Genomic DNA, 26,929 nt, shown 5'->3' with positions numbered 1-26,929 from the left:
AAATGAAGAGACAAACTGGATAAGTTGATTTCTGGGAGGAACTTACGATGAATCACAAGCTGGCAAAAATTATCGGATTATTTTTCGCAGCCGCCATCGTCTTCGGATTCATCGGTTACGCGGTGCAAAATCCCAACTCGGTCACCAACTCAGTAATGTCGATCGGCTTTCCGAATCTTACTACAGCTACCGCCAGCGCGATCGACAACCAGCGCAACCAAATCTATCTCAACGGCACCTGGCAATTTGTCCCCGCCACAGGCAACCCCCAAAGTCCCCCCGCCTCCCCAAATTGGGGCTCCATCCAAGTACCCGGAGACTGGCAAGAAGAAAAAAACGAATTCATACCCGGAATCATCACTCGCGGCACCGGCAAAGACTGGGAAAACTTCAACAGCAAACAACTATCAAAAGCTTGGTATCAGAAAAAAATAGACATTCCCGGCGAGTGGAAAAACCGCCGCATTTTTATCGACTTAGCCCGAGTCAGCACCGATGCAATTATCTTTGTCAACGGCATTAACTGCGGTCAAATCGAATGGCCCTACGGCAATATTGAAATTACCAAAGTAGCCAAACCAGGTCAAAATACAATATCTATTTTAGTCGCGGCAGTCTCCGACGAAAAAGACAAAGCCGTGATCATGAGTCCCACAGAAATATACACCACAAAATCCAACTTGCAATCGCGGGGAATCATCGGCGAAGTCAGGGTTCTTAGCGTGGCCCCAGGCCCGCTAGTTAGCGATGTATACGTCCAAACTTCCACCAGAAAAAAGCAAATTAAATTAGATGTAGAGCTCAAAGACATTACCCAAAACGGTCAAGTTCAGCTTGTAGCGCAAATGCTCGACGAAAAAGGCAAAGTCGAACAAAAATTTACAGGCACTGCAACCGTTCAAGCCAAACCAATTCAAACCGTAAAAGTCCAGTGGGATTGGCAAAGTCCCCGCCTTTGGGATGCCGGCAAACCCAACCTCTACACCCTGCAATTAGAAGTAACAGGCAGCGGCGTTAACACGCAATACAACCAACCCTTCGGCTTCCGCGAATTTTGGGTACAAGGGCGCAAATTTTTCTTAAATGGCACCGAGTTTCGCCTGCGTCCCGCCTTGCATTCCGATACATGGGAAGGTGGCACAGTAGAAGTTTCAGACAGTTTAATAGACGCCTATGTAAAAGCTGGTTTCAATATAGCAGAAATCTGGCCTTGGAATCACGACGAACGGGGTAGATGGCACTTCAGAGAACTATTTTCCGAACGCGCCGATCTCAAAGGTTTTCCAATTATGGCGCCCGCATTAGATATTACTCCCATAGCTTGGAGCGAACAATGGAATAACCGCCAAATTATCGATCGCTGGAAAGGGCGAATGACAGCAGAAATGCGCCGCTACCGCAATCATCCCTCAGTATTAATGTGGGCAACAAGTCCCAATTATTTCGGCAACGGTGACGACCAAAATCCCCGCCGCATCGGCAAGAAAACAGTAGAAGGAACAATCGGCCCCGTCGAAGACCAGCGTTTGCGGGCAAAAACCCCCCTGGGAAATGAAGCTTTTGCTGCTATGAAATCTGTAGACCCAACCAGACCTGTAATGGTACATCAAGGCGGCACTTTTGGCGATGTTTATTCGCTAAATTCTTATTTAAATGTGATGCCGTTACAAGAAAGGGAAGAATGGATTTCAGAGTGGAGTAAAACCGGAGAAATGCCCTACATGGTAGTAGAATTTGGCACGCCTCTGCACGCGACCATGATGCGGAACCGCCAAGGTTTTGATAAGGTGATTGTTAGCGAACCTTGGATGACTGAATTTGCAGCAATTTACTTTGGCAAACAAGCTTACGACTTAGAAACTCCCACTTATAAACGTAAAATTCGCGAGCAATTTGTCAAGGATATGCAGTATAAAAGCTGGCACATGAGCAAGGATTTAGATTTTGCACCTGCTTTTCAAAAGTTGCAGTATTTATTCAGTACGAATACTTGGCGGACTTGGCGGACTTTTGGAATGTCTGGGGGCATGATTCCTTGGCAGCAAGGACACGGTTGGGATGTTTCGGATGCTGGCAGAACCAAGGTAGATCTGGGAGGATTTCAATCGGGTCGCCGAGGTGTTTATTTGAAGCAAGTGTCCAACAATCTGATGCATCATTTGCAACCAGAAGCTTACAAAATTTATCCGGCAGGGGAGGCAATTATGAAGAATAACGGCCCGACTTTAGCTTGGATTGCTGGTGCTAATCAGGCTTTTGCTGCCAAAGATCACAGCTTTTTTGCAGGCAGCAAATTGGCTAAGCAAATAGTATTAATTAACGATACCAGAGCGCAGCAAGATTTTGCATTAAATTGGCGAGTTATGGTCGGAGGAGAAGAGGTAGCAACTGGGGAGAAGAAGGGGAAAATTGACACAGCAGGCACGCTATTTTTCCCAATTGACGTGAAATTGCCAAATACAATTTCTAGCAAAGCTGACGGCGAAATTAGTTTAACTGCACGAATTGGCGATCGGCCGCATTCTGATACATTTCCTTTCCGGGTGTTTGCCAATCAAGCCAAAATCAAGGATACGCTAACAATCTTCGATCCAGTTGGCAAAACATCGGCAATGTTAAAGCAGTTAGGTTATAGTCTGGTGCCTTGGAATGGTTCGCAAGTTTTATCGCTATTAATTATCGGTAGGGAAGCTTTTTCTAGCGGGCAAAATTTGCCAGGAAATTTAGAAAATTTCGTGCGAAACGGCGGCAAAACAATGGTGTTTCCTCAGCGCCGGGAATGGCTAAAAAACATGGGTTTGCGGGTTGCCGAACACGTCAGCCGCCGCGCCTATCCAGTTGACAGCAATCATCCAGCAATTATCGGTTTAGACGGTGAAGATTTGCGGGATTGGATGGGGGAAAGTACGCTGGTTGAAGCTTATCCAGATACAACTCAAACTGGATCGAGATTGAGTCCAGCAAATATGCCTTGGTACGGCTGGCATTGGGGAAATCGCGGCGCAGTCAGCAGCGCTTCAATTGAGAAGCCGCACCGCAGCGGTTGGCGGCCAATTTTGGAATCTGAGTTTGATTTAGCTTATTCCCCGCTGATGGAATTGGATTATGGAAAAGGGCGGCTGATTTTAAACGAGTTGGATTTGGAAGACCATTATTCTGTAGATGGTGGGGCGGCGCAGTTAGTCCAACAAATTGTGAGTTACGGGACGAATTCTCCAATGCTTGGAAAGCCGGATAAGGTGGTTTTAATTGGGGGAGACAAAGATGCCAAGAAGTTGGACAGTTTGGGGGTAATTTATCAGCGGGCTAATGCGCTTTCTCAGGATGCTGGTTTGGCGATTGTGGGTGCCGAAGCGAATCTGAAAGATGCAGATTTGCGCGCTTATTTGAATGGTGGCGGAAATGCGTTTTTCTTGCCGCGTCAAGTACCTGTTGCGGGTTTGGGCGTGGGTTTGCAGCAGGCGAAGGATTTCGGGGGTTCGCTGGCGGTGCCTGGTTGGGATGAGGTGAAGGGGCTTAGCGGTTCGGATTTGCGATCGCGCTCTTTTTATGATACTTGGTTGATTAAGTCTGGGGGAGAAATCGGTGCTGACGGTTTGTTAAGCCGGGTTGCTGTAGGTAAGGGCGTGGCGATTTTCTCTCAAATTGACCCGGATAGTTTGAATGCTGATGCTAAGACTTATTTGCGTTTTACTCGCTGGCGGCAAACTCGGGCAAATGCTCAGATTTTAGCTAATTTAGGGGCAAGTTTTAGGGCCGATGGTGCTGTATTTAACGGTTCGAGTCAGGAGTTTTATCACCCGGATTATAAGACAGATTTTGAGAATGGGGACGATCCTTATCGGTATTATCGATGGTAGGAGTTACCAGTCAATGTTGACCGGATATTTGGCAAATATCGAATCGCAACTCACTAACACAGCGTCTTCTATATTGGCTTGAGCAATCAATAGGCGATCGAAGGGATCTTTGTGATGAGTTGGTAAGTTATTCAAGGCTAAAACATGAGCAATAGTAATAGGTAGCAATTCTATATTGTTAGTCACTTGCTGGCTTTCTATCACTTCTGTTAAAGGCAGATTCAGACTTAGTTTACCAAGTTGGAGCTTGATTTGGATTTCCCAAATGCTGGCAACACTTACAAGCAAAGTATTTTCTGGATTTTGACACAAGGCAAGAGCTTTTGGTGAAAGTCTTTGCGGGGAACTGTCCCACCAAATGAAGGTATGAGTATCGAGGAGTAATCTCATAGATTCCCTGTCCAGAATTCATCAGATAACGGTTCATCAAAATCCTCACTTGTCCAGATTGTTCCAGCGTGCAATCCTGCTGTGCGCGGCTTAGCTGGGGATGCAATGGGCGCTAATCGTACAAGGGGAATGCCACCTTCTGTGAGAACAACCTCTATACCTTTAAGTGCTAGAGATAATAACTCTTTTAAATTTGTTTGTGCTTCTTGTATGTCAACTGTTTTTGTGAGCATTGCAGTTATCCTAGCTAGGAGTTAAAAGTGCGATCGCATGGCAGAGTGCAATTTCCATATCAAACGGTCAAACTTATTATACTAAATATCACAGGTCAAAGTGTCGCTTAAAGCGCGGGTCTAGTTTGTCGGTTTTCCTTTGGTTGCAGGTGCAGCAGAGGGTTTGCAGGTTGCTGATGTCGTTGCTGCCGCCGCGGGCTAGGGGGATGATATGATCGATCGACAGTTCTGCTTCTAGTTTGGTTTGGCCGCAGCTTTGGCACTGATATTTGTTGCGGGTGAATACGTATTTTCTGACTTCTGGAGGGATGGGAATTCTGGGGGTTTTAGTCATTATTTTTAACCGCAGATGTTTGATGGATTAGCTGGGTGAGTTTTCTTGTTGGAGAAGTTGGCGGCGCAAATCATCGAGGGGGGATTCCGGTTGGTTGGTTTCTGAGTTGTTGTTTTCTGGTGTTTCTTCGACTTCTGGTTCGTCTGGGCAAAATTCTATGGTGACATTGAGTTTGAGCTTCATCTTTCCTTTTTTCCAGCCCTGAGCACCCACTCTGAGAATTTCACAATCTATACCATCACCAAACCATTTCTCATATAAATAACGTCCTTGCTTCCTATCATAACCTAAAGCAATATCTAGTTTCTGTTCGCTTAACGACTTATTGACTGTCTCTCCTAGTTCAGATTCAGACAAAACTCCATTTACTATTTCCTTGAGCTTTTCTATTTTAAGCATTGCATGACTAAAAGATAAAGCATCATCATTACCGCAGTTGTGAAAATCAAATTTATCTTCCATATTAATCTTTAAGTCTTTTCAAATGTTATCCTAACTATTTTAGAGTAGCATCTCTGTTTTGGCAAGAATCCCGGCGAATAGAATTCGCGGCTATACAAACGATGTCCGCCTCCGCGGACTAAGAATTAAGAATGTCTTCAACCCGCGGAGGCGGGTTTTGTCTGTGTAGGCGCGATTTCCAATCGCCGTAATTTCAATCGCCAAAATTGCAATCATTCACTTACCACCCTCGTGCAAGTCCTATTTAATCTACTATTTCTAATTCCAAAGCTACCATCAAACAGCGATTAACGTGGTTTATAGCCTCAGTTGAAAAAGCACCCAGTTTGCGAGTAATCATTGACTTATTGAGGGTAAAAATGGACTCGCACCTAACTACAGACTCAACTCTAATACCAGCCAATGCAATTTCATCTCCTGTTATCAAATATTGAGCTGCCGTCAAAGAGCGAGTTGTCTTAGAAGTACAAGGTACAATCATCACATCGTCAATAATTTGGTTGAGATTATCTGCCGAAATTATCACAGCCGGACGCAGTTTAAACTGTGTTAGCTGAGTAGAAGGCATGGGTACTTGAGCCAACACTACATCACCTCTTCGCAAGTTCATCAGCAAATAGTTCGTCATAAATGTCATTTTCCGCACTCAGCCAATCTTGATAAGCTTGGGATACAAGCATCGGTTGAACAGATTCTTTTCCTGTTGTCAAAAACTGCGCTAGGTTGAGAAGTATTGCCAACTTATCATCGGGAAGTTGCTCGATTATTGTTAGAAGTTTTTGGCGAATGTTCATAGAATTAAAGTCGCTCTTTGTTGGCTATTATAGCACAATCATTCACAATCCACAACAACGCTATTATTTTCTCCAATTACAGGCAACAAATGCTCGTGCAACTTCATCGCCTGCAAACAACTATTAATCACAGAAACCGCCCGATCGTACTCTTGAATCTTCTCTTCATTCTCAGCTTGCAGCCGCAGATTCTTAGCAATCTTCTCCTCAGCTTCCTGTGCCAAAGTTTGCTCCAAATAATCGCGGGCTTGACTGTATTTCTGCAAAATATCATCAGCTTGCTGTTCCGCCATCGGTAACAAATGCTCTTTCAGCGTTTGATTCACAGTTTGGCGGAAAGTTTGCCGAATGGTTTTCGATACTTTTGGCTCAAAATCTAGCCTCAATAATTGCCGAATTGCTGGTTGCGCGTCTACCATATTTTCGCAGTCAAAACCTTGGGATGTTTGCTGCAATGTTTCCCGGAATTGGTAAATCGAAAACGTGCCTTCGTCGTAAAAACGGGGACTTTCTCGCACGTAGCGATCGCACTCCACGCCCGCCGCATTCACCAAAGCACGAGAAACCCGCTGTGACAACTCCTCTAACTGCTGTTCAATTCCCCCGTCATTCCCCAACAACCGATAAAGCAATCGATAATATTCTGACTTACGAATGCTGTCTTTTAAATACTGGAAATAATTCTCAACCAGTGACTTAGTAGCCTCTACTAAAATATCTTCCAACTGATTGGCTAAATAATAAAGCGCTTCCACTAAAACCGCAATTAAAGGTGCAGTAGCATTCCGCGGATGAGTCATCAAAGTTCGTCCGTAAGCCGCCTCAACCGAAAATCCATCTAGCAATTCATCCAAGCGGCGAATCATCCGAGATTGCAGTTGGCGAAAATCTGTATCGAAAATATCGCATCTGTTCATAATCATATCATTGACTTCTTTGGCGATATGTTCTCGAAATTCCTGTCCGACTTGCTGCAATTCTTGATTTAGACGTAAAAGTTCTTGGGCTTTCATCGCTTCAATTTCGCGGGGCTGGCTGTCCAAATTCCGCTGAATTGTTTGGTATTGTTTCCGCAGTTGAATGCACAAATCCTCTAAATCGTCAGCGAGATTTCTGAACAGTTGCGGGCGCTTTTCTTTTGTGAGATAATCGGTGATGGCTGTGCGAAAATCTTCGATGCCGCTATCTTGAATTAATTGCTGAATTAATGGTTGACCTTGTTCTGCCAGAATCCGCACGTAGTTTTGACTGGGCGTTTCGTAGCTGTTAACTGAAATCCGAAATTTGCTGGGAGATAGTTTCCCGGAATTCGCACAGTAGCGGTTAAATTCGCTGACAAATAGCGGTGTTTCTTCAGTGTTTTCACTTTTACTATCCGCATTCGTGTCTGCATCAACTCGATCGCGACTTTCGACAAATATGCTATCCAAACCAAAGCGATCGCGCCCGGTTGTCCCTTTTATCAAACTCCCGTAAAATCCCAGCAATCCGCTGGTTTTATAGACTCTGGCGGTGTCGCGAAAGTCGGAATTAATCAGATTTTCCAAGCGCTGGATCAGTTGCGCGTTGTACCAAGTTTCGTCAATGCGGTTGAAAATGTAAAACAGGCGATCGCGAATTCCGGGATTCGATCGCGTTTTCTCCATCAACTCCGTCTCTTCCGTCGTCATTTCCCCAGACGACGCAGCCTTCAAGACGCAGACAACCGCCGAAGTATCCGGGCTTTCAATCTTATCATAGGTCAATTCCGCATCCTGTTTGACAGGCGCATCAATTCCCGGCGTATCAATAATAATATTCCCATCTTGCAGCAGCGGATGGTAACAGTAATATTCAACTCGCTTGAGTACAGCGCTGTTGCTACCGCGCCGCGCGTAACTTGCAGCTTCCTTGAGATTGGAAAAATTAAACTGTTCCATCGAATAAGTTGCATTTTCCACAGCTTGAATGCGATCGCGATTCGCTTCAAACCCTTCTAAAAGTAGAGTCAAAGCCTTCGCTTGTTTAGCTCTCTCCGATTTATTTTCTCCGCCTTCCTTTTCGATAATTATGCTGCATCCCTGAGCTAAAATTTTAACTACATCTGTGAGATTAATATCAATTTCAGTAGTTAAATTTAACTGTTCGCAAAGAGCATAGGCTTGCTGGCGAATCTCAACTTCGCTCGAAAAAGTGAGAACAACACGCTCTTTTTGGGTAGATTCAGCGTAGGCGATATAGCATTCAGTACCGGTTGCGTGTCCGACCGCACTGTAGAGCAATTCTCGCTCCAACAAAGCATTAATTAGCATTGATTTTCCCGCACTGAAAGCGCCCGCAAACACAATCTCAAACTCGGGAGAAATTGCCTTTTTCAGAGAAGCTTGTACCGCCGTGATATCTTGTTGTCGCAAAGACGGTTCCTGACGCAGCAGTTGCAGTAGAGAGTCAACTTGCTCTTGCAGATTTTTGCATTGAGGCGGCATTTGAGTCATCGCGGCAGAATGCTCCTGTATTGTGGGAAAATTAGCTTGTTGTTAATTTTCGGCTAGTTCCTGAATAATTGCAACAGTAATTCTACTTATGTTATCGAGGATTGCTGAAAGTGCGATCCTCTTCGAGGGCTGCGCTAACGGCTATTGGGCGGCTAAATCTGGTGTTTCCAGCCAAGCTGACAAGTCGGACATTTGGGTAAAATTGAGCAAAGCTTCTCCTAAATCTTCTAATTTGGCGATCGACAATTCCCCGATTTGACTTTGAACTTCGGGAGTGACAGCACCTACACGGCGTTCCAACAGACGAACAATCAGTGCTATTTGTCCTGTTTTGATTCCTTCTTCTCTGCCTTCTTCTCTGCCTTCTTCTCTGCCTTCTTCTCTGCCTTTTTCTGTTCCTATTCGCACTGCTTTAGATATTGCACCTCGCCGATCTTGGATATAAATCTCCTGTTTTAGCAAGTCACTTAACTCGTCACGATTCAAATTAGCTCTACTTGCTATTGCAAATGCTTTATTGATTTCTGGCACAACTTCCATTGTTTCAGGTACTGTGTTTAAGTCTCTGGCAGTTTTGAGAAAATAAAGCCATTTGTCGGTCAAAGTTTCTAACTCCTCCAGACTTTTTTTAAACTTGGGTAACTCGACAAAAACTAATTCGATATCGTAAATAGGATAATCACTTAAAAACTCTCTTTCTTTCAGAACAAACCGCGAAGTTACTTTGTCAAAATCCTCAAACATTTCAAAATCAGTAATTGTCAAGGCAATCACTGGATTCAACATTACATATTGATCGGCTGTTTCTAATTGCGTGGAATAAGCTTTAGCTGCATTGTACAAAATTCGCTTTTCAAAAGCCTCTACGTTCAAAACCTGCATCTCGATAATGACAGTTGTGCCGTCATTTAAGTTGGCTCTAATATCTAAGTAAGTATCCTTAAGACCTCGAATTAGCGGCAATGAATAAGGATCGACGATTTCTAAACTTTCGATGGTGGGCTGATTGTCATACAGCAAGGCATTCAAAAAACTAATGAGAATATCTTTGCTATTTTCAGAACCAAAGATTTTTTTGAAGGCAAAATCAGTTTTAGGATTGATGAATGTGAACATATAGGTAATGGGTAATGGGTAATGGGTAATGGGTAATGGGTAATGGGTAATCGGTAATGGGTAATGGGTAATGGGTAATGGGTAATGGGTAATGGGTGATGGGTGATGGGAAACCTCCCTCACCCCCCCCAATGGGCAATTGGGTGATGGGTAAGGTGCGCGCCCTACAATTAGTGATGGGTAAGGTGCGCACTGCGCACCCTACAATTAATTATACAAATTCTGACGCGGTTTGAAAGTCTCAATTTGCCGCAATTTTTCGTACAATTCCCGTTCCTCGTCACTAATTTCCTTGGGAATTAACACCTGAATTTCTACTAGCTGATCTCCCCGATCGCCATTTCCAGTCGGATAGCCCTTATTCGCCAGCCGCAACCGCTTCCCAGACGTGACTCCCGGTGGCAGTTTCATCTTCACCAAGCCGTCTAGAGTCGGCACTTCAATGTCTCCACCAAGTACCGCTTCGCAGGGTGTCAGTGGCAATTCGCAGCAAATATCCGACATTTCCAAGCGGAAAAATGGATGGGGAGAAACGGTGATTTTTAAGTACAAATCGCCACCGCCAATACCTTGATTTCGCAGGCGAATTCGCTGGCCCGATACCATCGCCCCAGGCATATTTACCTCGATCCACCGCCCGTCATCCAAGCGGATGCGCTCGGTACCGCCGGAATAAGCTCTTTCCAAAGGCAGAGTCAGCCTCGCATCAATGTCTTGTCTGATTTCGCGATCGTCTATTTCCCTGGTTTCGCGTCGAATTTCGCGATCGTCCAAATCCCTTCTCTCTTCCCGAGAATTAGCAACATAACTGGTTTTCTTAGAAGCCGTATTCCACGGTTCCGAAGTGGGAACTCGCGGTGCATCATTCTCTGTCGCCATCCTCACTTCCCGGCGCCTTCCGAGGACTTGATCGAGAAATTTATTAAAATCTGAGTAATCGCTAAAATCGATATCTTCGGCAGGCTTTTTGCGGCTATTTTTACTATTTCCCCAACTTGTAAAATTGGGAAGTTTTACGCCTTGTTTGCCTTGAAATCCCTTTTGTTTCCAGAATTTACTAAACTGATCGTATTGAGCGCGCTTTTCGAGATCGGAAAGAATATCGTAAGCTTCATTAATATCTTTAAACCTATCTTCGGAAGATTTATCTCCGGGATTCACGTCAGGGTGTAACTGTCTCGCGAGTCGTCGATAGGCTTTTTTTATCTCGTCAGCCGTAGCATCTCTGGGCACTCCCAGTATTTGATAGTAATTACGAAAGTTTTGCATAATTTGAGAAGGAAGAAGGAAGAAGGAAGAGGGAAGAAGGAAGAGGGAAGAGGGAAGAAGGAAGAAGGAAGAGGGAAGAAGGAAGAGGGAAGAAGGAAGAGGGAAGAGGGAAGAGGGAAGAGGGAAGAGGGAAAGATGTTTTATTCTGGTTTAAGTTTATTGATTGTGCTGACAATTAGTCGTGTGACTTCATCTACTTCTTTAACAACCGGTGATATTTGCTGGTGCGTTCCTAACCCCACTTTTTCAGAAATCACTAAATGAGTATCCAGTTCTCGCAGCGAACCGAGAGTTATTTGTAAATATCGAATATACTCTTTCGTGCTCACCGAATAGCAAGGGTTTGAAGCCCCAGCATGAAGGCAGATTGTGATAAGAACGGAGTTTAAATCTCTGTTCTTATCACTTCGCTGTCAACTGTCAACTGTCAACTGTCAACTGTCAACTGTTTAAACGTCCATATCCCTCAGCAATGTTAGCTGGTACTGATACAGATGCACGGCGAATTTGACTGGTAATACCATAAAGTTCAGATGGATGAAATGATTTGGTTAATTCGTAGCAAAGTTGACAAAGATAAATACCCCGCTGCCAGATGTATTGTTCTCTATGACTCATAAAAAAATATAGTTTTCTCCTTGCTGATTATAGTAATCTCTATCTATTTCCAAGAAGTCTAGTGTAGTAGAGGAGAGAAAAAAGAAGTCCAGAAGAAGTGGAAAAAGGGCGGTCACATATTCTCTGCTAAAAATCCGCTATTTTCCTTCTTCCTTCTTCCTTCTTCCTTCTTCCTTCTTCCTTCTTCCTTCTTCCTTCTTCCTTCTTCCTTCTTCCTTCTTCCTTCAATTACAACCAATCATCGTCGTCATCCCAGTCGTCGCTTTGATTTTGATAGGGGCGAGTTGGGCGGTTATTGCTGGTTCTGCGATCGGGTGTGCGATCGTATGGGCGATCGGGTGTGCGATCGTAAGATCGATCGCGATCTGGCATACGATCGCGATCGTAAGAGCGATCGTAAGGGCGATCGGGCATTGGATCGACTGTCGATCGCCTGTAGGGCTTAGCATTTTGATAATAGCTGCTGTCATCGCTGCGCCGCTTGGTACTATCGCCTGTAAAAGTCCGCTTCACAGACTCAAAGAAATCATCATCATCGTCATCATCAGCAAAGGCCGCGACTTCCCGACTCAAATCGTAAAGAGCATCCTGCAAATCCGAGCCAACTTGGTCAACTCCCCGCTCATCCTTACGTTCCAAACTGTCTCGCAATTCCCGAATTAAAGTTTCAATGCGCTGGCGGCTTCTTTGGGCAAACTGCATTCCGCGATCGAGTGCAACTTCCCGCAACTGTCGCTCAGCTTGATAAGCCAAAGCCTCAGCGCGATTGCGTTTTTCCACCTTTTCCCGCTGCAACTTATCAGCTTGAGCAAACTGTTCCGCATCGCGAATCATTTGATTCACTTCCTGCTGGCTCAGCGTCGAAGCACCTTGCACAGTAATGCTTTGTTCCCTGCCGGTAGTTTTGTCCAAAGCAGTCACCAACAGCATCCCGTTAGCATCAATATCAAAAGCCACTTGTACCTGCGGGATCCCTCGCGGTGCCGGCGGAATTCCCGTTAATTTAAACCGTCCCAAAGACTTATTATCTCTACCTAATTCCCGTTCCCCTTGGATGATGTGAACTTCTACCACAGTTTGGTTGTTTTCAGCAGTCGAAAAAATATCCGATCGCCTAACTGGAATAGTAGTATTGCGCGGAATCAGTTTTTTCATCACCCCGCCGATGGTTTCCAAGCCCAGGGACAGGGGCGTCACATCCAACAGCAGCACGTCGCGGACATCCCCGCCCAAAATCCCCGCCTGAATAGCAGCACCCACCGCCACAACCTCATCGGGATTGACATTTTGATTCGGTTCGCGATCGATCAAACTCCGCACAATTTCCTGCACCAAAGGAATGCGAGTCGAACCGCCGACCAACACAACTTCATCAATCCGAGAAGGACTCATATTGGCATCAGCCAAAGCTTGTTTCACCGGACGGCGCATCCGCTGCACCAAATCGCTGCACAGCCCCTCAAATTGACCGCGAGTCAAACGCGTTTCCAAATGCAAAGGCCCATCTTCATTTGCATCAATAAACGGCAAATTAATCTCAGTGACGCCAACTCCCGACAGCTCTATTTTTGCTTTTTCTGCCGCTTCGATCAAGCGCTGCAAAGCTTGGCGGTTTTTGCGTAAATCCACGCCTTCTTTTTCTAAGAATTGTTCAGCCAACCAATCAACAATTTTGGAGTCAAAATCATTGCCACCCAACTGAGTATCGCCGCTAGTTGCTTTAACTTCAAATACTCCATCTCCAACATCTAAGATAGATACATCAAAAGTACCGCCGCCCAAATCAAAAACTAAGATTGTTTGACTTTCTCGCCTTTCCAAACCGTAAGCCAAAGAAGCCGCAGTCGGCTCATTTAAAATCCGCTTCACATCAAGTCCGGCAATTCTGCCAGCATCCCGCGTCGCCTGTCGCTGCGAGTCGTTGAAATAAGCAGGAACAGTGATTACAGCCCCCGTAACTTCTTGTCCCAGATAGCGGCTGGCTTCATCGGCCAACTTCCGCAACACCATCGCCGAAATTTCCTCTGGGGCGAAATCTTTTTTCAGGCGAGGGCATTTGATTTTGATGTTTCCGTTGTCGTCGCGGCGAGTTGTGTAAGGGACGCGCTTTGCTTCTGGAGTCAGTTCGGTATATTTGCGCCCGATGTACCGTTTGACGGCGTAAAAGGTGTTTTGGGGGTTGAGAACATTTTGGCGTCTGGCCATTTGTCCGACAAGGCGTTCTCCTTCCTTGGTGAAAGCAACCACCGAAGGAGTTGTCCGCATCCCTTCTGCGTTGGCAATCACAACCGGTTTGCCGCCTTCCATGACGGCTACTACTGAGTTTGTCGTTCCGAGGTCAATGCCAACTACTTTTCCCATACGTCCGTTGTCTCCTGTGGCGTTGTGTGTAGCTTTTTCAATATAAGCGTTAAGTTCGATCGCATTTATTGTACCGCGTCGAGCCACGGGGCTGCGGGGGGGTTATCTCACTTCGGGCTAGCGGTTGGGGTTGGTTGGGTGCGATCGACCTTTTTTCCATATGGCTTTGGCGCAGGGACTGAGGAGCAAATTGATTAGAATGGAGAGCAAAAGTTATCCTATCATCAACATCAAAATTAAAAGCCGTTAGCGCAGCCCTCGAAGAGGATCGCACAAACACCTTCAATCACCATAAAACCATGAAATTCAGCTTAGATGTAGAAAACAATCCCACAGGCTGGCCGGATCATACTCAACTACCCGAATCAGACGGTACTTTTGTGAAGAACTTTCAAGAACATCCCCAAAGCATTTTACTAACCGATTCCATAACTCCTATCTTAGAAAGAATTCACGCTGACGGTAACTATTGTATCGGTCAAGATAGCGGTATTTATTGGCGATTAACTGACCCCTTAGAAAAGGGTGCAGAAGCACCTGACTGGTTCTATGTACCGAATGTTCCACCAACATTGGATGGTAAATTTCGCCCTTATTATGTGTTGTGGCAAGAGTTTATATCACCGTTGATTGTGTTAGAGTTTGTATCCGGGAATGGTGCTGAAGAACGGGACAGAACGCCTTTATTGCGATCGGGCAAACAGGAAACTAAGGCTGGTAAATTCTGGATTTATGAAAATGTCATACATCCGGCATTTTATGGAATTTATGAAGTCAGCAAGGCTAGTGTTGAAGTCTATCATCTGATCGAAGATAGGTATCAATTAGTTGCAGCAAACGATCGCGGTCATTATCCGATTCCACAGTTAGGAGTAGAATTGGGAATTTGGCAAGGTACTTATCAAAATATGGAATTACCTTGGTTGCGCTGGTGGGATAGTGAAGGGAATCTGTTGTTATCGGGGGCCCAAAGAGCCGATCGCGCTGAAGACCAATTAGAGCAATTACGCGCTCAATTGCGATCGGCTGGAATTCAACCAGAACTCTAAAGAAAGAAGAGGAGACGGCAGTGCCGTTTCCCTACAATTAATCTAACATTATTCATCACAGAAAAAACCAAGTGCCACGCATTTTTGACAACATCGAACTATCTCTGCTACCAGCATTACGAGAAACCATTAAACTCTCCTACCGTGCCGATTTTTGCGTGGGCTATTTCAATCTCAGGGGATGGCGGAGCATTGGCGATTTAATCGAAGCATATGTGGGAAATCGGGGAGCATGCTGCCGCCTTTTGGTGGGAATGCAAAGCTTGCCATCCGATGAATTGAATGCTAGTTTTAGCCTGATTTCCCATCATCGGGGGATTGACAATAGTACAATTATTCGCCTCAAAAAACGGATGGCTAAGGAGTTTCGTCATCAGTTGACAATCGGGGCTCCCAGTGATATTGACGAACAAGGCTTACGCAGATTGAGCTATCAGATTAAAACCGGAAAAGTTATTGTTAAATTATTTCTAGCTTATCATCTACACGCGAAGCTCTATCTCGTTCATCGTCACGATCCAAATAGTCCGATTGTCGGTTTTTTGGGTAGCAGCAATCTGACTTTATCGGGACTATCAAAACAAGGAGAATTGAATCTTGATATCTTAGATTCTGATGCTTGTAATAAGTTGCAAAAATGGTTTGAAAACCGCTGGGAAGAATACGGCTGTATTGATATTTCTAAGGAACTCGCCGAAATTCTCGATCGCAGTTGGGCGCGATCCGAACTGATTCCACCCTATCACATCTATCTCAACATTGTCTATCATCTGTCACACGAGGCGATCGCAGGTATTTCCGAATTTCAGATTCCCCGCGATTTTAAGGGTTTATTTCAGTTTCAAGAAGAAGCCGTTAAGCTAGCAGCCCGTCACATTACCAAACGGGGAGGCGTGATTATTGGCGATGTGGTAGGTTTGGGCAAAACTTTAGTCGGTACAGCTATTGCCAAAATTCTCCAAGAAGATTGTCTCTTGGAAACCCTGATTATTTGTCCGAAAAACTTGGTCAAAATGTGGCAGGAGTATGCTGATAAATATCGCCTCCTGGCAAAAGTCTTATCCATCAGTCGGGTACAGCAAGAATTGCCGGAATTGCGACGCTATCGAGTTGTGTTAATTGATGAAAGTCACAACCTCAGAAATCGAGAAGGCAAGCGATATCGAGCGATTCAAGAATATATTGCCATCAATGAAAGTAAATGTATTCTGCTTTCGGCAACTCCTTATAATAAAACCTATTTAGATTTATCTGCTCAGTTGCGACTGTTTATTCCCGAAGACCAAAATTTAGGATTGCGGCCCGAAGCTTTGCTAAATCAATTGGGCGGCGGCAGTCAAGGAGAGTTAGAATTTATGAAGCGACATCAATGTTCGGTGCGCTCTTTAGCGGCTTTTGAAAAGAGCGAACATCCTGATGATTGGCGAGATTTGATGAAGCGCTACATGGTGAGGCGAACTCGCTCGTTTATCAAAGATAATTATGCGGAAACCGATGCAGAAAAAGATCGCAGATATCTAGAATTTGCCAATCGCACTCGCTCCTATTTTCCCGATCGCCTTCCCAGAACCATTAAGTTTTCCTCGGAAACTTCCACAACCAACTCCCAGCTTGACTTTGAGGAAATTGTCGAAGTCATCAACGCCCTAAATCTGCCCCGTTACGGACTCGGAAATTACATCGCCAAAAAACCCAAACAACAGCCGACTGAAGCAGAACAGCGACAGTTAAATGCCCTATTTCGTGGCGGTCGTCGGTTGATGAGATTTTCCGCGGACAAACCTGTTTAAACGGCTAGAAAGCAGCGGGAGTGCGTTTATTCAGTCGATCGAGCGGCACATCCTGCGGAATTTTGTTTATTTGTATGCGATCGGGCAAAACTCCGATATCCCGATCGGCACTCAGGATGCAGAATTGTTGGATACCCGCAACAGCGATGAAGATGCTGATTCAGTGGTAATTAGCAATTTTGATAGCGAAGAAACCGAAGATGATTCGGAGCATCTCAGTGTTGCGAATATACCCGTAGGGGAGAAGCATTTCGGCAGTAAATCTTTGCTTATTACTAATGAATTATCTGCCGGAATGCTTCGCCCTGACCAAATTGAGATGCACCCAGATGATTCGGGCGAACTTTTAGATATCGAAGCCGAATTGCTGTTCAACAAAAAAAGCTTTAAGCAGCGGGCAGAAGTAGTTTATGGAGAATATAAAACACGCTATCAACGCAGATTTAAATGGCTAAAATGCGCGTCTTAATTACCACCGACATTCTGAGTGAAAGGCACAATTTACAAGACAGTGCAATTATCGTTAACTATGACTTACCTTGGGCAATCATCCGGTTGATTCAGCGGGCGGGAAGAGTAGACAGAATCGGGCAAACAGCCGATCGCATTTTGTGCTATTCATTTTTGCCAGACGAAGGAGTAGAACGGATTATCAATCTCCGCGCCAGACTGCGCCGACGGTTACAGGAAAATGCCGAAGTTGTCGGCACCGACGAGACATTTTTTGAGGACGATTCACCACAAGTCATTCTGGATATTTACAATGAAAAATCCGGGATTTTAGATGGAGAAGAAGATGCCGAAGTTGACCTAACATCAGAAGCTTTTCAGATTTGGAAAAATGCGACTGACAATAATCCGACTTTGAAGAAAACCATTGAATCAATGCCAAATGTAGTTTACTCAACTCGCGCTCATACACCCGTACCATTGCAGCCAGAAGGAGTTTTATTGTACATGAAAACTACCGAGGGTAATGATTCGTTGATTTGGGTCGATCGCGCGGGAAACAGTGTCACACAATCGCAAATCGCAATATTAAGAATTGCCGCCTGCGACGAAGCGACTCCTGCCATTTCGAGAGACAAACAGCATCACGAATTAGTCAAAAAAGGTGCTGAATTGATAGCAGAAGAAGAGTTAACTGCGGGCGGACAATTAGGGAGATCCTCCGGTGCTCGGTTCCGAACCTACGAACGTTTGAAAAATTACGCGCAGTCCATGCGTGGTACAATATTCGCATCCGAGGAATTGGCAAAAGCCATTGATGAAATTTACCGCTATCCCCTGCGCCAGTCGGCAATTGACACGTTGAATCGGCAGTTAAAAAGCGGTATTGGCGATCGGGCATTAGCAGAATTAGTCGTAGGATTGAGGATGGATGACCGTTTTTGTATAGTTAGTGAAGATGGAGACAAACGGGAACCAATGATTATTTGTTCTTTAGGCTTGTTTCAGAGGATATAATTATTGGGAGTCGAGAAACCGGGAACGGGCAAGATGCCCATTCCAAAATCAAATTAAGTCTTGTGGAACGGGCATCTTGCCAGTTCTTGAAAATAGTACAACATCTCAGATTTAACTTACTTCTTCCTTCTTCCTTCTTCCTTCTTCCTTCTTCCTTAATATATAACCATGCCGCAAACACTTACAGAATCCCGTCAACTTCTCCAAGACTTTGAATTCAACAAACTATTCGTCCAACAACTCGGTTGGGATAATCCATCATCCCGCAAAACCATACCCACAGAAGTTGATGGCGAGACTTATTCCCGAACAGCCATCGCCCAACTTTTAGGAGTAGTTATATATGAAATTACCACCGCTAGCGGTAACATTCCCAATGCGGCCCAAAGATTGACAATCTATCGCGAAATTGTCCAGATATCCCGCGAAAATATATTAATTTTTATTGATGCAAATCGGACTAAATCTCTTTGGTATTGGGTGAAGTGCGAAGGTACAAAACTTTATCCTCGCGATCGTGTATATGTGAAACGGGAACCTTGCGATTTAATGTTGAGTAAAGTCACAGCTTTAAAAGTTGAATTAGCAGAATTAGGAACGCTATCGGTGATTGATGTCGCCCAAAGATTGCAGGCTGGATTGGATGTTGAACGAGTTACTAAGAAGTTTTTTGAAGAGTTCAAACAGCAACACGTTGAATTTTTAAGTGTGATTTCCGGGATAGATAAGGAGACAGACAGGCGCTGGTATACTTCGGTTTTACTCAACCGTTTGATGTTTGTTTATTTTTTGCAGCGCAAAGGGTTTATCGACAGCGGCAAAATGCTATATTTGCAGGAAAAGTTAGCTGAAAGTAAACTGCGGGGAACCGATTTATTTTACTCGGAATTCTTGAAAACACTGTTTTTTGAGGGATTTGCTAAGCCACAATATGAACGAAGTTCTAAGGTTGAAAGGCTGATTGGCAATATTAAATATTTGAATGGGGGACTATTTCTGGAACATCCCATCGAACAGAATTATCTGAATATTGCTATACCCGATGCTGCTTTCGAGAAAATATTAGATTTATTTGCGCGCTATTCTTGGAATCTCGACGATACGGTTGGTGGGAAGGAAAACGAAATTAATCCGGCAGTTTTGGGATACATCTTTGAGAAATACATTAACCAAAAAGCCTTTGGTGCTTATTATACCAGGCCGGAGATTACTGAATATTTGTGCGATCGCACAATCAACAAATTAATCCTCGACAAAATCAACCAATCCCTTAACTCTTCCTCCCATGCCCAATTCCCCATGCCCGATGCCCAATGCCCGATTCCCCATCAATTTGAAACAATCACCGAACTCCTCACCAATCTCGACGCAAATCTCTGCCGCCGCCTACTAGAAGAAATCCTCCCAAACCTCACATTATTAGACCCAGCCTGCGGTTCCGGCGCGTTTTTAGTCGCAGCGATGAAAACGCTGATTTACATCTATTCAACAATCATCGGTACAAGCAAGTTTTTAACCGACCACTACCTCAACGACTTACTAAAAACCATAGAAACAGAGCATACATCACTCAACTACTATATCAAAAAACGGATTATCAGCGACAACCTCTACGGCGTGGATATCATGCCGGAAGCAGTGGAAATTGCGAAATTGCGACTATTTTTAGCCTTAGTTTCGGCGGCGCAGAATGTCAGCGACTTGGAACCGCTGCCGAATATTGATTTTAACATCATGGCTGGCAATTCCTTAATTGGATTGATTCGGGTTGATGAAGAACGATTTGATTCTGTAGGAAATTCGCGCCAAGGTAATTTACTGCAAATTTTAGCTTCTGCTAATTACAAAGGAATTTTAGCGGACAAGAATAAGTCGATTGATTTATATAAAAAACACGCTTTTCAGTCTGGGGAAGAGGAAGGAACTTCTCAAGAATCGCGATTATTGAATTTGCGGCAGCATATTGAAAAGTTAAACCAGGAGTCGCAAGTCAAGTTAAATCAGTTATTGTTTGATGAGTTTACCAGGCTGAAAATTAAGTACGAAGAGGTGCAGTTAGCGGGGAAACCTCATAAACGAGTTTTAACTATTGATGATATTGCAAGATTGCAACCGTTTCACTGGGGATATCACTTTGACAGAATTTTAGAACGGGGAGGATTTGATGCGATTATTGCTAATCCACCTTGGGAAGTTTTCAAGCCAGATGCTAAGGAGTTTTTTGCTAATCATAGCAATTTAGTGACGAAAAAAAAGATGGATATTAAGAGCTTTGAAAAAGAGCAAAAGAAACTCTTGCAAGATTCTGAAGTTGCTAATGCTTGGTTGGAATATCAGAGCAATTTTCCCCACATTAGTGCTTACTATTGTTCAGCAGAACAGTACAAAAATCAGATTTCGATTGTCAATGGTAAAAAAGCAGGTACGGATATTAACCTCTATAAACTTTTTGTAGAACAATGTTTTAATCTCTTACGCAGAGGTGGCGAGTGCGGGATTGTGATTCCCAGCGGCATTTACACTGACTTGGGTACTAAGCAACTGCGGGAAATGTTATTTAGTCAAACACAAGTCACGGGGTTATTTTGTTTAGAAAATCGCAAAACAATTTTTGAAGGGGTTCATAAGAGTTTCAAAATAGTTGTTCTTACTTTTGAGAAGGATGGGATAACAACTGAGTTTTCCTCTGCTTTTATGCGTCTTGATGTGGAGGAACTGCAAAGGTTTCCTAATGCTGATAGCTTGCGAATTAGCGTTGAATTAGTGCGGAAGTTATCTCCTGACTCTCTGTCGGTGATGGAGTTTAAAAATGATGGAGATATTCGGATTGCTGAAAAAATGCTGCAATTCCCGTTACTTGGCGAACAGATTAAGGGGAAATGGAATTGTATACTACATCGCGAATTTGACAGGGGTAACAGAACTGATTTTTTTCAACTTCAAGCCACAAGCAATAGTCTACCACTTTTTGTAGGAAAAATGTTTCATCAATTCACTAAAACTGATGAATCTGCGCCATACTGGATCGAAGAAAAAATGGGGAGAAAAGAATTACTTGGAAATAATAAAGATTGCAATCAGATACTTGATTATCAATGCTATCGTTGGGTACATCGACGAATTGCTCGTAATACTGACTCGCGTACATTAATTACGACCATTGCTCCCAGCAGAGTGTTCTTTGATAATAATAGTACCAGTATCGATTTAGGTAAATCTAAAATTGGTCAAGCAGAAATGTTGGCTTTTTGTGCAATGTGTAACTCTTTTATTGTGGATTGGTTTCTCCGTCAAAAAGTGACTACAACTCTTAATATGTTTTATATTTACCAAATTCCTATCCCGCGATTAACCACTGGTGACAAATACTTCTCGGACATCGTACAGCGCGCCGCAAAACTGATCTGCACTGCCCCAGAATTTGACGAATTAGCCCAAGAAGTCGGCTTAAACTCGCACCGAGAAGGCGTTACCGATGAAACAGAACGCGCTAAATTGCGAGCGGAATTAGATGGCATCATCGCTCACCTTTACGAATTAACGGAAGCAGAATTTGCGTATGTTTTGACTACTTTTCCGATCGTCCCAGAAGCTGTAAAACAAGCAGCATTGGCAGCATATCGCACGTTTTCATGTATGTAAAAGTATTGTAGGGTGCGTCAGCCCACAGCGTTTACCTTAGCTTTTGGAGCGATTGAGCTGACGCACCCTACAGGCCTCGTTAGTGGTTTAAATGCGTAACCTTTCCAAGCAAAAAAACTGGGTTTTTCACTGAATCTGCGGGTGAAAATCAAAGATTTTTGCAAAAACCCGGTTTCTGATTCCCCCACTAACTCAGATTACCTACATTCAACTCACCGAGGCGCTTCAAAATACTCAGCACGGTGTACAACTCGTTCCCTGGATTTAAAAGGCAAAACTTCCGAGAAAAAGCGTACTGCGGTGTTTCCCCCTTAACTAATTTGACAAATAGAAAATCTGCCCCATTCGTTAACAATCCGTAAGTAGGTCGATCGCTCTTCAGATTAGCTAACATATAAGCTAGCAACTGCGGAATCCCTACTTCCAAAGAGAACGCCGCTTTCTTGGACTCGATAACTACTACCCAAAACTCCTGAAACAAAGCTAGAACATCCAACTGTCCCCTGACAATCATTCCTTCATCTTCGTCAACAATTTCTACAGACTTTTCGGAAGTAACGTGAAAAGGAGCAAGATAAAAATCTGCTAAATCCAACAATGGAGACAATACTACCATTTTGACTGTATTTTCTAGAAGTGGGGGATATTCTAGTAAATTTGTGTAACTTGCTTGCACTCTGTCTAATCGCTGTTTCTCAGCTTCTGAGATTTCTGGCAAATTATCCTGCCACTCGCGAAAGAATTGGTCATCTCTGACTAATTTAATTCCAAATTTTGTTCTCAAGCCGTACATCGTGACATTTCGAGCTTGAATTGTTTGTACCATCGTTTTATACTAAGTTTAAAGTCTATACAGATTGTGCCCTCAAGTGGTCATTCCCATCTATAAAATAGATGTTTTACCTAATGGCTGTATCTATTAGCTCTTGATTTCCAACACAGAAACTCTCTTTTCAAGTTCTAATAGCCTCTGAATCATTGGTATATCTTCGACAGAATCTAGATGACTAGCTAGAGCGCTAACTATGACATCAGTTTGAGATATGCCCGTTTGCTGAACATATCTTTTGAGCTTGCTAAAAAGACTACGGGGAACTCTCACAGCTATTTGAGATTTCTTACTCGGAGATAGCCCTTTGTGTTTAGGTTCTATACTTAATGGTTCTACTGCTTCAGTAGGATGATCTGCCTGTGTAGAGCTACCTACTTTGTAAGCTTCATAGTCATTTTCACGAAGTGTGAAAATTCGTCTGATAAAACACTTATGATTTCCGGTAGGAGGGGCATCATCTTCTAATTCTGCATACCCCACTAAAGTTTGACCTTGCTGAAGCTCTGAAAGACGTTTTTTAGAGACTCCTTTTCTGGTAGAAAAATTTACCTCGCTCTCTCGCACCCAAGGCATTTTGCTGATATCTACAAGCCAGGCAATTTCGGCTTCGTGCCTTAAGGTCTCGTCGCTGACAAAACTGTTCATAGTTTTTATTTTCAGTATGTTTACTAATTATAGCACGTAGGGCAAAAAATAGCAACTGCATGGCAAATTTCCCTAAAAATAGCTAAGAACCAGATCGCCCCGCACCGGACACGGCACAACCACGTCCCTACAGATTGCCCAAAATTTTGTAACGAGTTGTAAAGTATAATGAACACAAAGTGAATATAGAGGCCAAGTAGTATTAAATGCGAGTTGCGATCGCCGGAGCAGGCTTAGCAGGACTTTCCTGCGCTAAATATCTTACCGATGCGGGTCACACCCCCATCCTCCTAGAAAGTCGGGACGTACTCGGCGGTAAAGTAGCCGCCTGGAAAGATGCAGACGGCGACTGGTACGAAACCGGCCTCCACATCTTCTTCGGTGCATACCCAAATATGCTGAAACTCTTCAAAGAACTTGACATTGAAGACAGGCTGCAATGGAAAGAACATTCGATGATTTTCAATCAGCCGGAAACGCCCGGAACCTATTCTCGCTTTGACTTTCCCAATATTCCGGCTCCGTTGAATGGCCTTGTGGCTATCCTCAGAAACAACGATATGCTCACCTGGGCCGAAAAAATCAGTTTCGGCATTGGTTTGATTCCGGCGATACTTCAAGGCCAGAAATACGTCGAAGAAATGGACAAATACTCCTTTTCCGACTGGCTCAAAAAGCAAAATGTCCCGCCCAGAGTCGAAAAAGAAGTATTCATCGCCATGTCCAAGGCGCTGAATTTTATCGACCCCCACGAAATATCTGCAACCATTCTGCTGACAGCCCTCAACCGCTTCTTGCAAGAGACAAAAGGCTCGAAAATGGCCTTTTTAGACGGTTCCCCTACGGAGAGGTTGTGTCAGCCGATGGTAGACTACATAACTGAACGCGGTGGCGAAGTCCGGCTGAATGCACCCATCAGAGAGTTTTTGCTCAATGATGACAATACGGTGCGCGGTTTCCAGATTGGCGGCGTCAAGGGGGCCGAGGAAGAAATTCTGACGGCGGATCTTTACGTTTCGGCGATGCCGGTTGACCCGCTAAAGTTGATGATGCCGAAACCTTGGGGCGAAATGGATTATTTCAAAAAGCTCGAAGGTTTGGAGGGAGTACCGGTGATTAATGTACACTTGTGGTTCGATCGCAAGCTGACAGATATCGACCATTTGCTATTCTCGCGATCGCCCTTACTGAGCGTCTACGCCGACATGAGCAACACCTGCCGCGAATATGCCAACCCAGACAAATCCATGCTGGAACTGGTACTCGCACCCGCCAAAGACTGGATTGGCAAATCTGACGAAGATATCGTCGCAGCCACAATGGTCGAGTTAGAAAAACTCTTTCCCGACCAAATCCCAGAACCCGCCAAAGTGCTCAAATATCACGTAGTCAAAACCCCACGTTCCGTCTACAAAGCCACCCCCGGACGCCAGGAATGCCGTCCCTCGCAAACAACTCCGATTAGCAATTTCTATCTAACGGGGGATTATACGATGCAGCGTTATCTTGCGAGTATGGAAGGTGCCGTGCTTTCTGGTAAGCTGACAGCGCAGGCTATTTCAACTGCCAATAAAAAATGAAAAATTAAGAATTTTTCATAAAGACTGGGGCTGACGCACGGGCGACCAGAAACCGGGTTTTTAGCCAAAATATTTGCTTAGAACCCTCAATCTCGGTTCAAAAACCCAGTTTCTTTGTTCAGATGCGTAAGTCCTCAAGACGTAAAAGAATCTCCTGTTGTCTCAACGGGGGAATGTCAGTTCTAATCTTTAAATTTCTTATTCTCGGATGCTGCAACTGTCAAAACTCCAGTGCATGAGAACTCTGGCCTCTTTGGATGAATCCTACGAACTGTGCCGCCAAGTCACAGCGAGTTATGCCAAAAATTTTTATTTAGGCACTCAACTCATGCCCGAAGCCAAGCGTCGGGCAATCTGGGCGATTTACGTCTGGTGCCGCCGCACCGACGAACTCGTAGACGGGCCTGGTTCTGAGGCTACGACCCCTGAAACGCTAAATTTGTGGGAAAAACGCCTAGAATCTGTGTTTGCGGGCCATCCCCACGATGATTATGACGTGGCTTTGGTGGATACGCTGTCTCGTTTCCCGATCGACATTCAGCCGTTTCGAGAGATGATTGCGGGCCAGCAAATGGACTTATACCGCAGTCGCTACGAAACTTTTGAAGAGCTCAATCTTTACTGTTACCGAGTAGCCGGCACTGTTGGGCTGATGTCGATGTCTGTGATGGGCGTAGACGAATCCAACTCTGCGGCTAATTGGAATTGGCACTGGGGGAATAGAATTCCCAAAGAAGAAGCCGTCGCCCTCGGTATAGCCAAGCAGTTGACGAATATTCTGCGCGATGTGGGAGAAGATGCCCGTCGTGGCCGCATTTACATTCCCTTAGAAGACTTAGCTTTGTTCAACTATACCGAAGAAGATTTATTCAACGGTGTAATTGACAACCGCTGGCGGGAATTGATGCGCTTTCAAATTCAGCGAGCTCGCAAATTATACGCCAGCGCCGAACCGGGAATTAAAGTGCTCAGTCCCGATATCCGCTGGACAGTGTGGGCTGCTACGATGTTGTACAGCAGAATCTTAAATGCGATCGAGCGCAATCAGTACGATGTGTTTCAGAAGCGGGCATACGTTACCAATTCTCAGAAACTGTTGTGTCTCCCCGCCGCTTGGTTGAAGTCAAAAGTGCTTTAGCAGCGGGCAATTTGGCTGGCGATTCGGCAACGGGTAAGGGCTATTTGTCAAGTTACAAATTATATGATGTCCAGCAAATTGCAAATGAGATTTGTAGGGACACGGCAGTGCCGTGTCCTTAACTGTTTTGTGTTAATTGGAGTCAAAGTGGTGGTGTAGTGGTTGAATTTTTCAATTGGGCGATCGTACTTTCGAGCAATTCCTTTTCCTGTTGTAGTTTGGCCTCTAAATTTTGAATTTGTTCGCGGCGGGCTTCAACTTCGATAAAGCGGCGAGACAACTCTTGACTTTGCAAGGTGAGAGATTGCCGCCACCCTTCCGCCTTCTGGGCTTCTTGCTGCAAAAAATCGGGAGTAAAGCCTGTTGTTAAATACTTCTGAACTAATTCTAGCACCCAGTTTGTAGCCGCTTGAATATGCAACAAAATCTTGCTATTTTCGCCAATATCTGCTAATACTAGCATCCCTTCATTTAAAACATTGCGATCGAAATCTGGCGGTAGCGTCAAGACAGTTTCTTGAAAAAGAATAGCCCATGTCTCATCATAATTTTGACAAGCCAGCAATTGCAGACTTATCTCACCTGAAATTTCCTTCTTTTGTACTTGGGCTAAATATAGCATAAGCGTAATTGGTAATTGGTAATTGGTAATTGTAATTGGTAATTCATAATTTGCCGTGTTAGAACAATTTGTTATATTTTTGAAACCAAATTTGTAGGGGCGGGTTCACCAACAATTTACGGTAAAAATGAATAATTTCATAAACCCGCCCCCGCCCACCAACAATACAAATGTACCATAATTTATTGGTGAAATGTTCATCTAAATAATCGCGGGGATGGGGCGGGTTTATGAGATTGTTTGTGGATTTCAT

General features: G+C 44.3%; 25 protein-coding genes. 8 read left to right on the top strand and 17 right to left on the bottom strand.

Features of this window, described 5'->3' with window-relative positions; all coding sequences use genetic code 11:
• The first annotated feature begins 47 nt into the window (after positions 1-47).
• Positions 48-3,860, top strand: coding sequence for a sugar-binding domain-containing protein (locus JGK16_RS01580; protein ID WP_293183402.1), 3,813 nt, complete (start codon positions 48-50; stop codon positions 3,858-3,860).
• Positions 3,861-3,863: 3 nt separating this feature from the next.
• Here the strand turns inward: JGK16_RS01580 and JGK16_RS01575 are convergent, their stop codons facing one another.
• The 13 genes from JGK16_RS01575 to dnaK form a co-directional block, all read right to left on the bottom strand.
• Complete coding sequence (locus JGK16_RS01575; RefSeq protein ID WP_293183400.1) at positions 3,864-4,250, bottom strand: type II toxin-antitoxin system VapC family toxin; 387 nt, start codon at positions 4,248-4,250, stop codon at positions 3,864-3,866.
• Positions 4,247-4,483 (bottom strand): toxin-antitoxin (TA) system antitoxin, encoded by a 237-nt coding sequence (locus JGK16_RS01570; RefSeq protein ID WP_293183398.1) that lies wholly within the window; start codon positions 4,481-4,483, stop codon positions 4,247-4,249. The genes JGK16_RS01575 and JGK16_RS01570 overlap by 4 nt, the downstream gene beginning before the upstream one ends.
• An 88-nt stretch (positions 4,484-4,571) precedes the next feature.
• Positions 4,572-4,817 carry an HNH endonuclease gene (locus tag JGK16_RS01565; RefSeq protein ID WP_293192111.1) on the bottom strand — a complete coding sequence of 82 codons (246 nt, stop codon included), beginning with the start codon at positions 4,815-4,817 and terminating at the stop codon, positions 4,572-4,574.
• A 27-nt stretch (positions 4,818-4,844) separates the two neighbouring features.
• On the bottom strand, positions 4,845-5,279 hold the full coding sequence (locus JGK16_RS01560) for a KGK domain-containing protein (RefSeq protein ID WP_293192109.1): 435 nt from the start codon (positions 5,277-5,279) through the stop codon (positions 4,845-4,847).
• Positions 5,280-5,523: 244 nt separating this feature from the next.
• Positions 5,524-5,907: a type II toxin-antitoxin system PemK/MazF family toxin gene (locus tag JGK16_RS01555; protein WP_293192107.1), complete on the bottom strand. Its 384-nt coding sequence runs from the start codon at positions 5,905-5,907 to the stop codon at positions 5,524-5,526.
• Positions 5,870-6,073 carry a hypothetical protein gene (locus tag JGK16_RS01550; protein ID WP_293192105.1) on the bottom strand — a complete coding sequence of 68 codons (204 nt, stop codon included), beginning with the start codon at positions 6,071-6,073 and terminating at the stop codon, positions 5,870-5,872. Before JGK16_RS01550 ends, JGK16_RS01555 begins: the two co-directional genes overlap by 38 nt.
• A gap of 38 nt (positions 6,074-6,111) precedes the next feature.
• On the bottom strand, positions 6,112-8,547 hold the full coding sequence (locus JGK16_RS01545; RefSeq protein ID WP_293192103.1) for a dynamin family protein: 2,436 nt from the start codon (positions 8,545-8,547) through the stop codon (positions 6,112-6,114).
• Between the two features lie 141 nt (positions 8,548-8,688).
• The gene (locus JGK16_RS01540; protein WP_293192101.1) at positions 8,689-9,663 is read right to left on the bottom strand and encodes an Rpn family recombination-promoting nuclease/putative transposase; all 975 of its coding nucleotides are present in this window, start codon (positions 9,661-9,663) and stop codon (positions 8,689-8,691) included.
• Between the two features lie 207 nt (positions 9,664-9,870).
• Positions 9,871-10,932, bottom strand: a complete 1,062-nt coding sequence (locus JGK16_RS01535; RefSeq protein ID WP_293192099.1) for a J domain-containing protein — start codon at positions 10,930-10,932, stop codon at positions 9,871-9,873.
• A 140-nt stretch (positions 10,933-11,072) separates the two neighbouring features.
• Complete coding sequence (locus JGK16_RS01530) at positions 11,073-11,261, bottom strand: four helix bundle protein (protein WP_293183384.1); 189 nt, start codon at positions 11,259-11,261, stop codon at positions 11,073-11,075.
• 112 nt (positions 11,262-11,373) lie between these two features.
• Positions 11,374-11,550, bottom strand: a complete 177-nt coding sequence (locus tag JGK16_RS01525; protein ID WP_293183382.1) for a four helix bundle protein — start codon at positions 11,548-11,550, stop codon at positions 11,374-11,376.
• 112 nt (positions 11,551-11,662) lie between these two features.
• Entirely contained in the window at positions 11,663-11,788 is a 126-nt protein-coding gene (locus tag JGK16_RS01520; protein WP_293192096.1) for a hypothetical protein, read from the bottom strand.
• Positions 11,779-13,911 (bottom strand): molecular chaperone DnaK, encoded by a 2,133-nt coding sequence (gene dnaK / locus JGK16_RS01515; protein WP_293183431.1) that lies wholly within the window; start codon positions 13,909-13,911, stop codon positions 11,779-11,781. The genes JGK16_RS01520 and dnaK overlap by 10 nt, the downstream gene beginning before the upstream one ends.
• 299 nt (positions 13,912-14,210) lie before the next feature.
• Here dnaK and JGK16_RS01510 point away from each other — a divergent pair, with 299 nt between their 5' ends.
• The 5 genes from JGK16_RS01510 to JGK16_RS01490 all read left to right on the top strand — a co-directional run bounded on the left by JGK16_RS01510 (position 14,211) and on the right by JGK16_RS01490 (position 21,859).
• Positions 14,211-14,960 (top strand): Uma2 family endonuclease, encoded by a 750-nt coding sequence (locus JGK16_RS01510; protein WP_293183380.1) that lies wholly within the window; start codon positions 14,211-14,213, stop codon positions 14,958-14,960.
• 71 nt (positions 14,961-15,031) lie between these two features.
• Positions 15,032-16,750, top strand: coding sequence for an SNF2-related protein (locus JGK16_RS01505; RefSeq protein WP_293183378.1), 1,719 nt, complete (start codon positions 15,032-15,034; stop codon positions 16,748-16,750).
• A gap of 70 nt (positions 16,751-16,820) precedes the next feature.
• The gene (locus tag JGK16_RS01500; RefSeq protein ID WP_293183376.1) at positions 16,821-17,219 is read left to right on the top strand and encodes a hypothetical protein; all 399 of its coding nucleotides are present in this window, start codon (positions 16,821-16,823) and stop codon (positions 17,217-17,219) included.
• Positions 17,198-18,217 (top strand): helicase-related protein, encoded by a 1,020-nt coding sequence (locus tag JGK16_RS01495; protein ID WP_293192094.1) that lies wholly within the window; start codon positions 17,198-17,200, stop codon positions 18,215-18,217. The genes JGK16_RS01500 and JGK16_RS01495 overlap by 22 nt, the downstream gene beginning before the upstream one ends.
• 168 nt (positions 18,218-18,385) lie before the next feature.
• On the top strand, positions 18,386-21,859 hold the full coding sequence (locus JGK16_RS01490) for a DNA methyltransferase (protein WP_293192092.1): 3,474 nt from the start codon (positions 18,386-18,388) through the stop codon (positions 21,857-21,859).
• A gap of 187 nt (positions 21,860-22,046) precedes the next feature.
• Here JGK16_RS01490 and JGK16_RS01485 read toward each other — a convergent pair whose 3' ends face one another.
• Both JGK16_RS01485 and JGK16_RS01480 read right to left on the bottom strand, forming a co-directional pair.
• The gene (locus JGK16_RS01485) at positions 22,047-22,685 is read right to left on the bottom strand and encodes a restriction endonuclease subunit R (protein ID WP_293183370.1); all 639 of its coding nucleotides are present in this window, start codon (positions 22,683-22,685) and stop codon (positions 22,047-22,049) included.
• Positions 22,686-22,778: 93 nt separating this feature from the next.
• On the bottom strand, positions 22,779-23,336 hold the full coding sequence (locus JGK16_RS01480) for a DUF6009 family protein (RefSeq protein WP_293183368.1): 558 nt from the start codon (positions 23,334-23,336) through the stop codon (positions 22,779-22,781).
• A gap of 206 nt (positions 23,337-23,542) precedes the next feature.
• On the opposite strand from JGK16_RS01480, the gene pds reads away from it, so the two are divergent.
• Both pds and crtB read left to right on the top strand, forming a co-directional pair.
• The gene (gene pds, locus JGK16_RS01475) at positions 23,543-24,916 is read left to right on the top strand and encodes a 15-cis-phytoene desaturase (RefSeq protein ID WP_293192090.1); all 1,374 of its coding nucleotides are present in this window, start codon (positions 23,543-23,545) and stop codon (positions 24,914-24,916) included.
• A 208-nt stretch (positions 24,917-25,124) separates the two neighbouring features.
• Complete coding sequence (gene crtB / locus JGK16_RS01470; RefSeq protein WP_293183364.1) at positions 25,125-26,054, top strand: 15-cis-phytoene synthase CrtB; 930 nt, start codon at positions 25,125-25,127, stop codon at positions 26,052-26,054.
• 142 nt (positions 26,055-26,196) lie between these two features.
• Here the strand turns inward: crtB and JGK16_RS01465 are convergent, their stop codons facing one another.
• Together JGK16_RS01465 and JGK16_RS01460 are read right to left on the bottom strand one after the other, a co-directional pair.
• Positions 26,197-26,676 (bottom strand): hypothetical protein, encoded by a 480-nt coding sequence (locus JGK16_RS01465; RefSeq protein WP_293192088.1) that lies wholly within the window; start codon positions 26,674-26,676, stop codon positions 26,197-26,199.
• 58 nt (positions 26,677-26,734) lie between these two features.
• The coding region (locus JGK16_RS01460) for a hypothetical protein (protein ID WP_293192086.1) at positions 26,735-26,929 on the bottom strand (195 nt) is incomplete at its 5' end.

The sequence above is a fragment of the Microcoleus sp. PH2017_09_SFU_O_A genome (assembly GCF_020738625.1).
Lineage (GTDB): Bacteria > Cyanobacteriota > Cyanobacteriia > Cyanobacteriales > Microcoleaceae > Microcoleus.
Note: the sequence above shows the minus strand (reverse complement) of the source record. Positions and strands in the feature narration are given on the sequence as shown.

Excerpts from the sequence above, each read along its gene's own strand:
- JGK16_RS01560 (WP_293192109.1), bottom strand. The coding sequence starts at position 5,279 with ATGGAAGATAAATTTGATTTTCACAACTGCGGTAATGATGATGCTTTA.
- JGK16_RS01540 (WP_293192101.1), bottom strand. The coding sequence starts at position 9,663 with ATGTTCACATTCATCAATCCTAAAACTGATTTTGCCTTCAAAAAAATC.
- JGK16_RS01465 (WP_293192088.1), bottom strand. The coding sequence starts at position 26,676 with ATGCTATATTTAGCCCAAGTACAAAAGAAGGAAATTTCAGGTGAGATA.
- JGK16_RS01490 (WP_293192092.1), top strand. The coding sequence starts at position 18,386 with ATGCCGCAAACACTTACAGAATCCCGTCAACTTCTCCAAGACTTTGAA.
- JGK16_RS01555 (WP_293192107.1), bottom strand. The coding sequence starts at position 5,907 with ATGACGAACTATTTGCTGATGAACTTGCGAAGAGGTGATGTAGTGTTG.
- dnaK (WP_293183431.1), bottom strand. The coding sequence starts at position 13,911 with ATGGGAAAAGTAGTTGGCATTGACCTCGGAACGACAAACTCAGTAGTA.
- JGK16_RS01480 (WP_293183368.1), bottom strand. The coding sequence starts at position 23,336 with ATGAACAGTTTTGTCAGCGACGAGACCTTAAGGCACGAAGCCGAAATT.
- JGK16_RS01495 (WP_293192094.1), top strand. The coding sequence starts at position 17,198 with ATGGCTAAAATGCGCGTCTTAATTACCACCGACATTCTGAGTGAAAGG.
- JGK16_RS01570 (WP_293183398.1), bottom strand. The coding sequence starts at position 4,483 with ATGCTCACAAAAACAGTTGACATACAAGAAGCACAAACAAATTTAAAA.
- JGK16_RS01580 (WP_293183402.1), top strand. The coding sequence starts at position 48 with ATGAATCACAAGCTGGCAAAAATTATCGGATTATTTTTCGCAGCCGCC.
- crtB (WP_293183364.1), top strand. The coding sequence starts at position 25,125 with ATGCTGCAACTGTCAAAACTCCAGTGCATGAGAACTCTGGCCTCTTTG.
- JGK16_RS01510 (WP_293183380.1), top strand. The coding sequence starts at position 14,211 with ATGAAATTCAGCTTAGATGTAGAAAACAATCCCACAGGCTGGCCGGAT.
- JGK16_RS01535 (WP_293192099.1), bottom strand. The coding sequence starts at position 10,932 with ATGCAAAACTTTCGTAATTACTATCAAATACTGGGAGTGCCCAGAGAT.
- JGK16_RS01485 (WP_293183370.1), bottom strand. The coding sequence starts at position 22,685 with ATGGTACAAACAATTCAAGCTCGAAATGTCACGATGTACGGCTTGAGA.
- JGK16_RS01565 (WP_293192111.1), bottom strand. The coding sequence starts at position 4,817 with ATGACTAAAACCCCCAGAATTCCCATCCCTCCAGAAGTCAGAAAATAC.
- JGK16_RS01550 (WP_293192105.1), bottom strand. The coding sequence starts at position 6,073 with ATGAACATTCGCCAAAAACTTCTAACAATAATCGAGCAACTTCCCGAT.
- JGK16_RS01525 (WP_293183382.1), bottom strand. The coding sequence starts at position 11,550 with ATGAGTCATAGAGAACAATACATCTGGCAGCGGGGTATTTATCTTTGT.
- JGK16_RS01575 (WP_293183400.1), bottom strand. The coding sequence starts at position 4,250 with ATGAGATTACTCCTCGATACTCATACCTTCATTTGGTGGGACAGTTCC.
- pds (WP_293192090.1), top strand. The coding sequence starts at position 23,543 with ATGCGAGTTGCGATCGCCGGAGCAGGCTTAGCAGGACTTTCCTGCGCT.
- JGK16_RS01545 (WP_293192103.1), bottom strand. The coding sequence starts at position 8,547 with ATGACTCAAATGCCGCCTCAATGCAAAAATCTGCAAGAGCAAGTTGAC.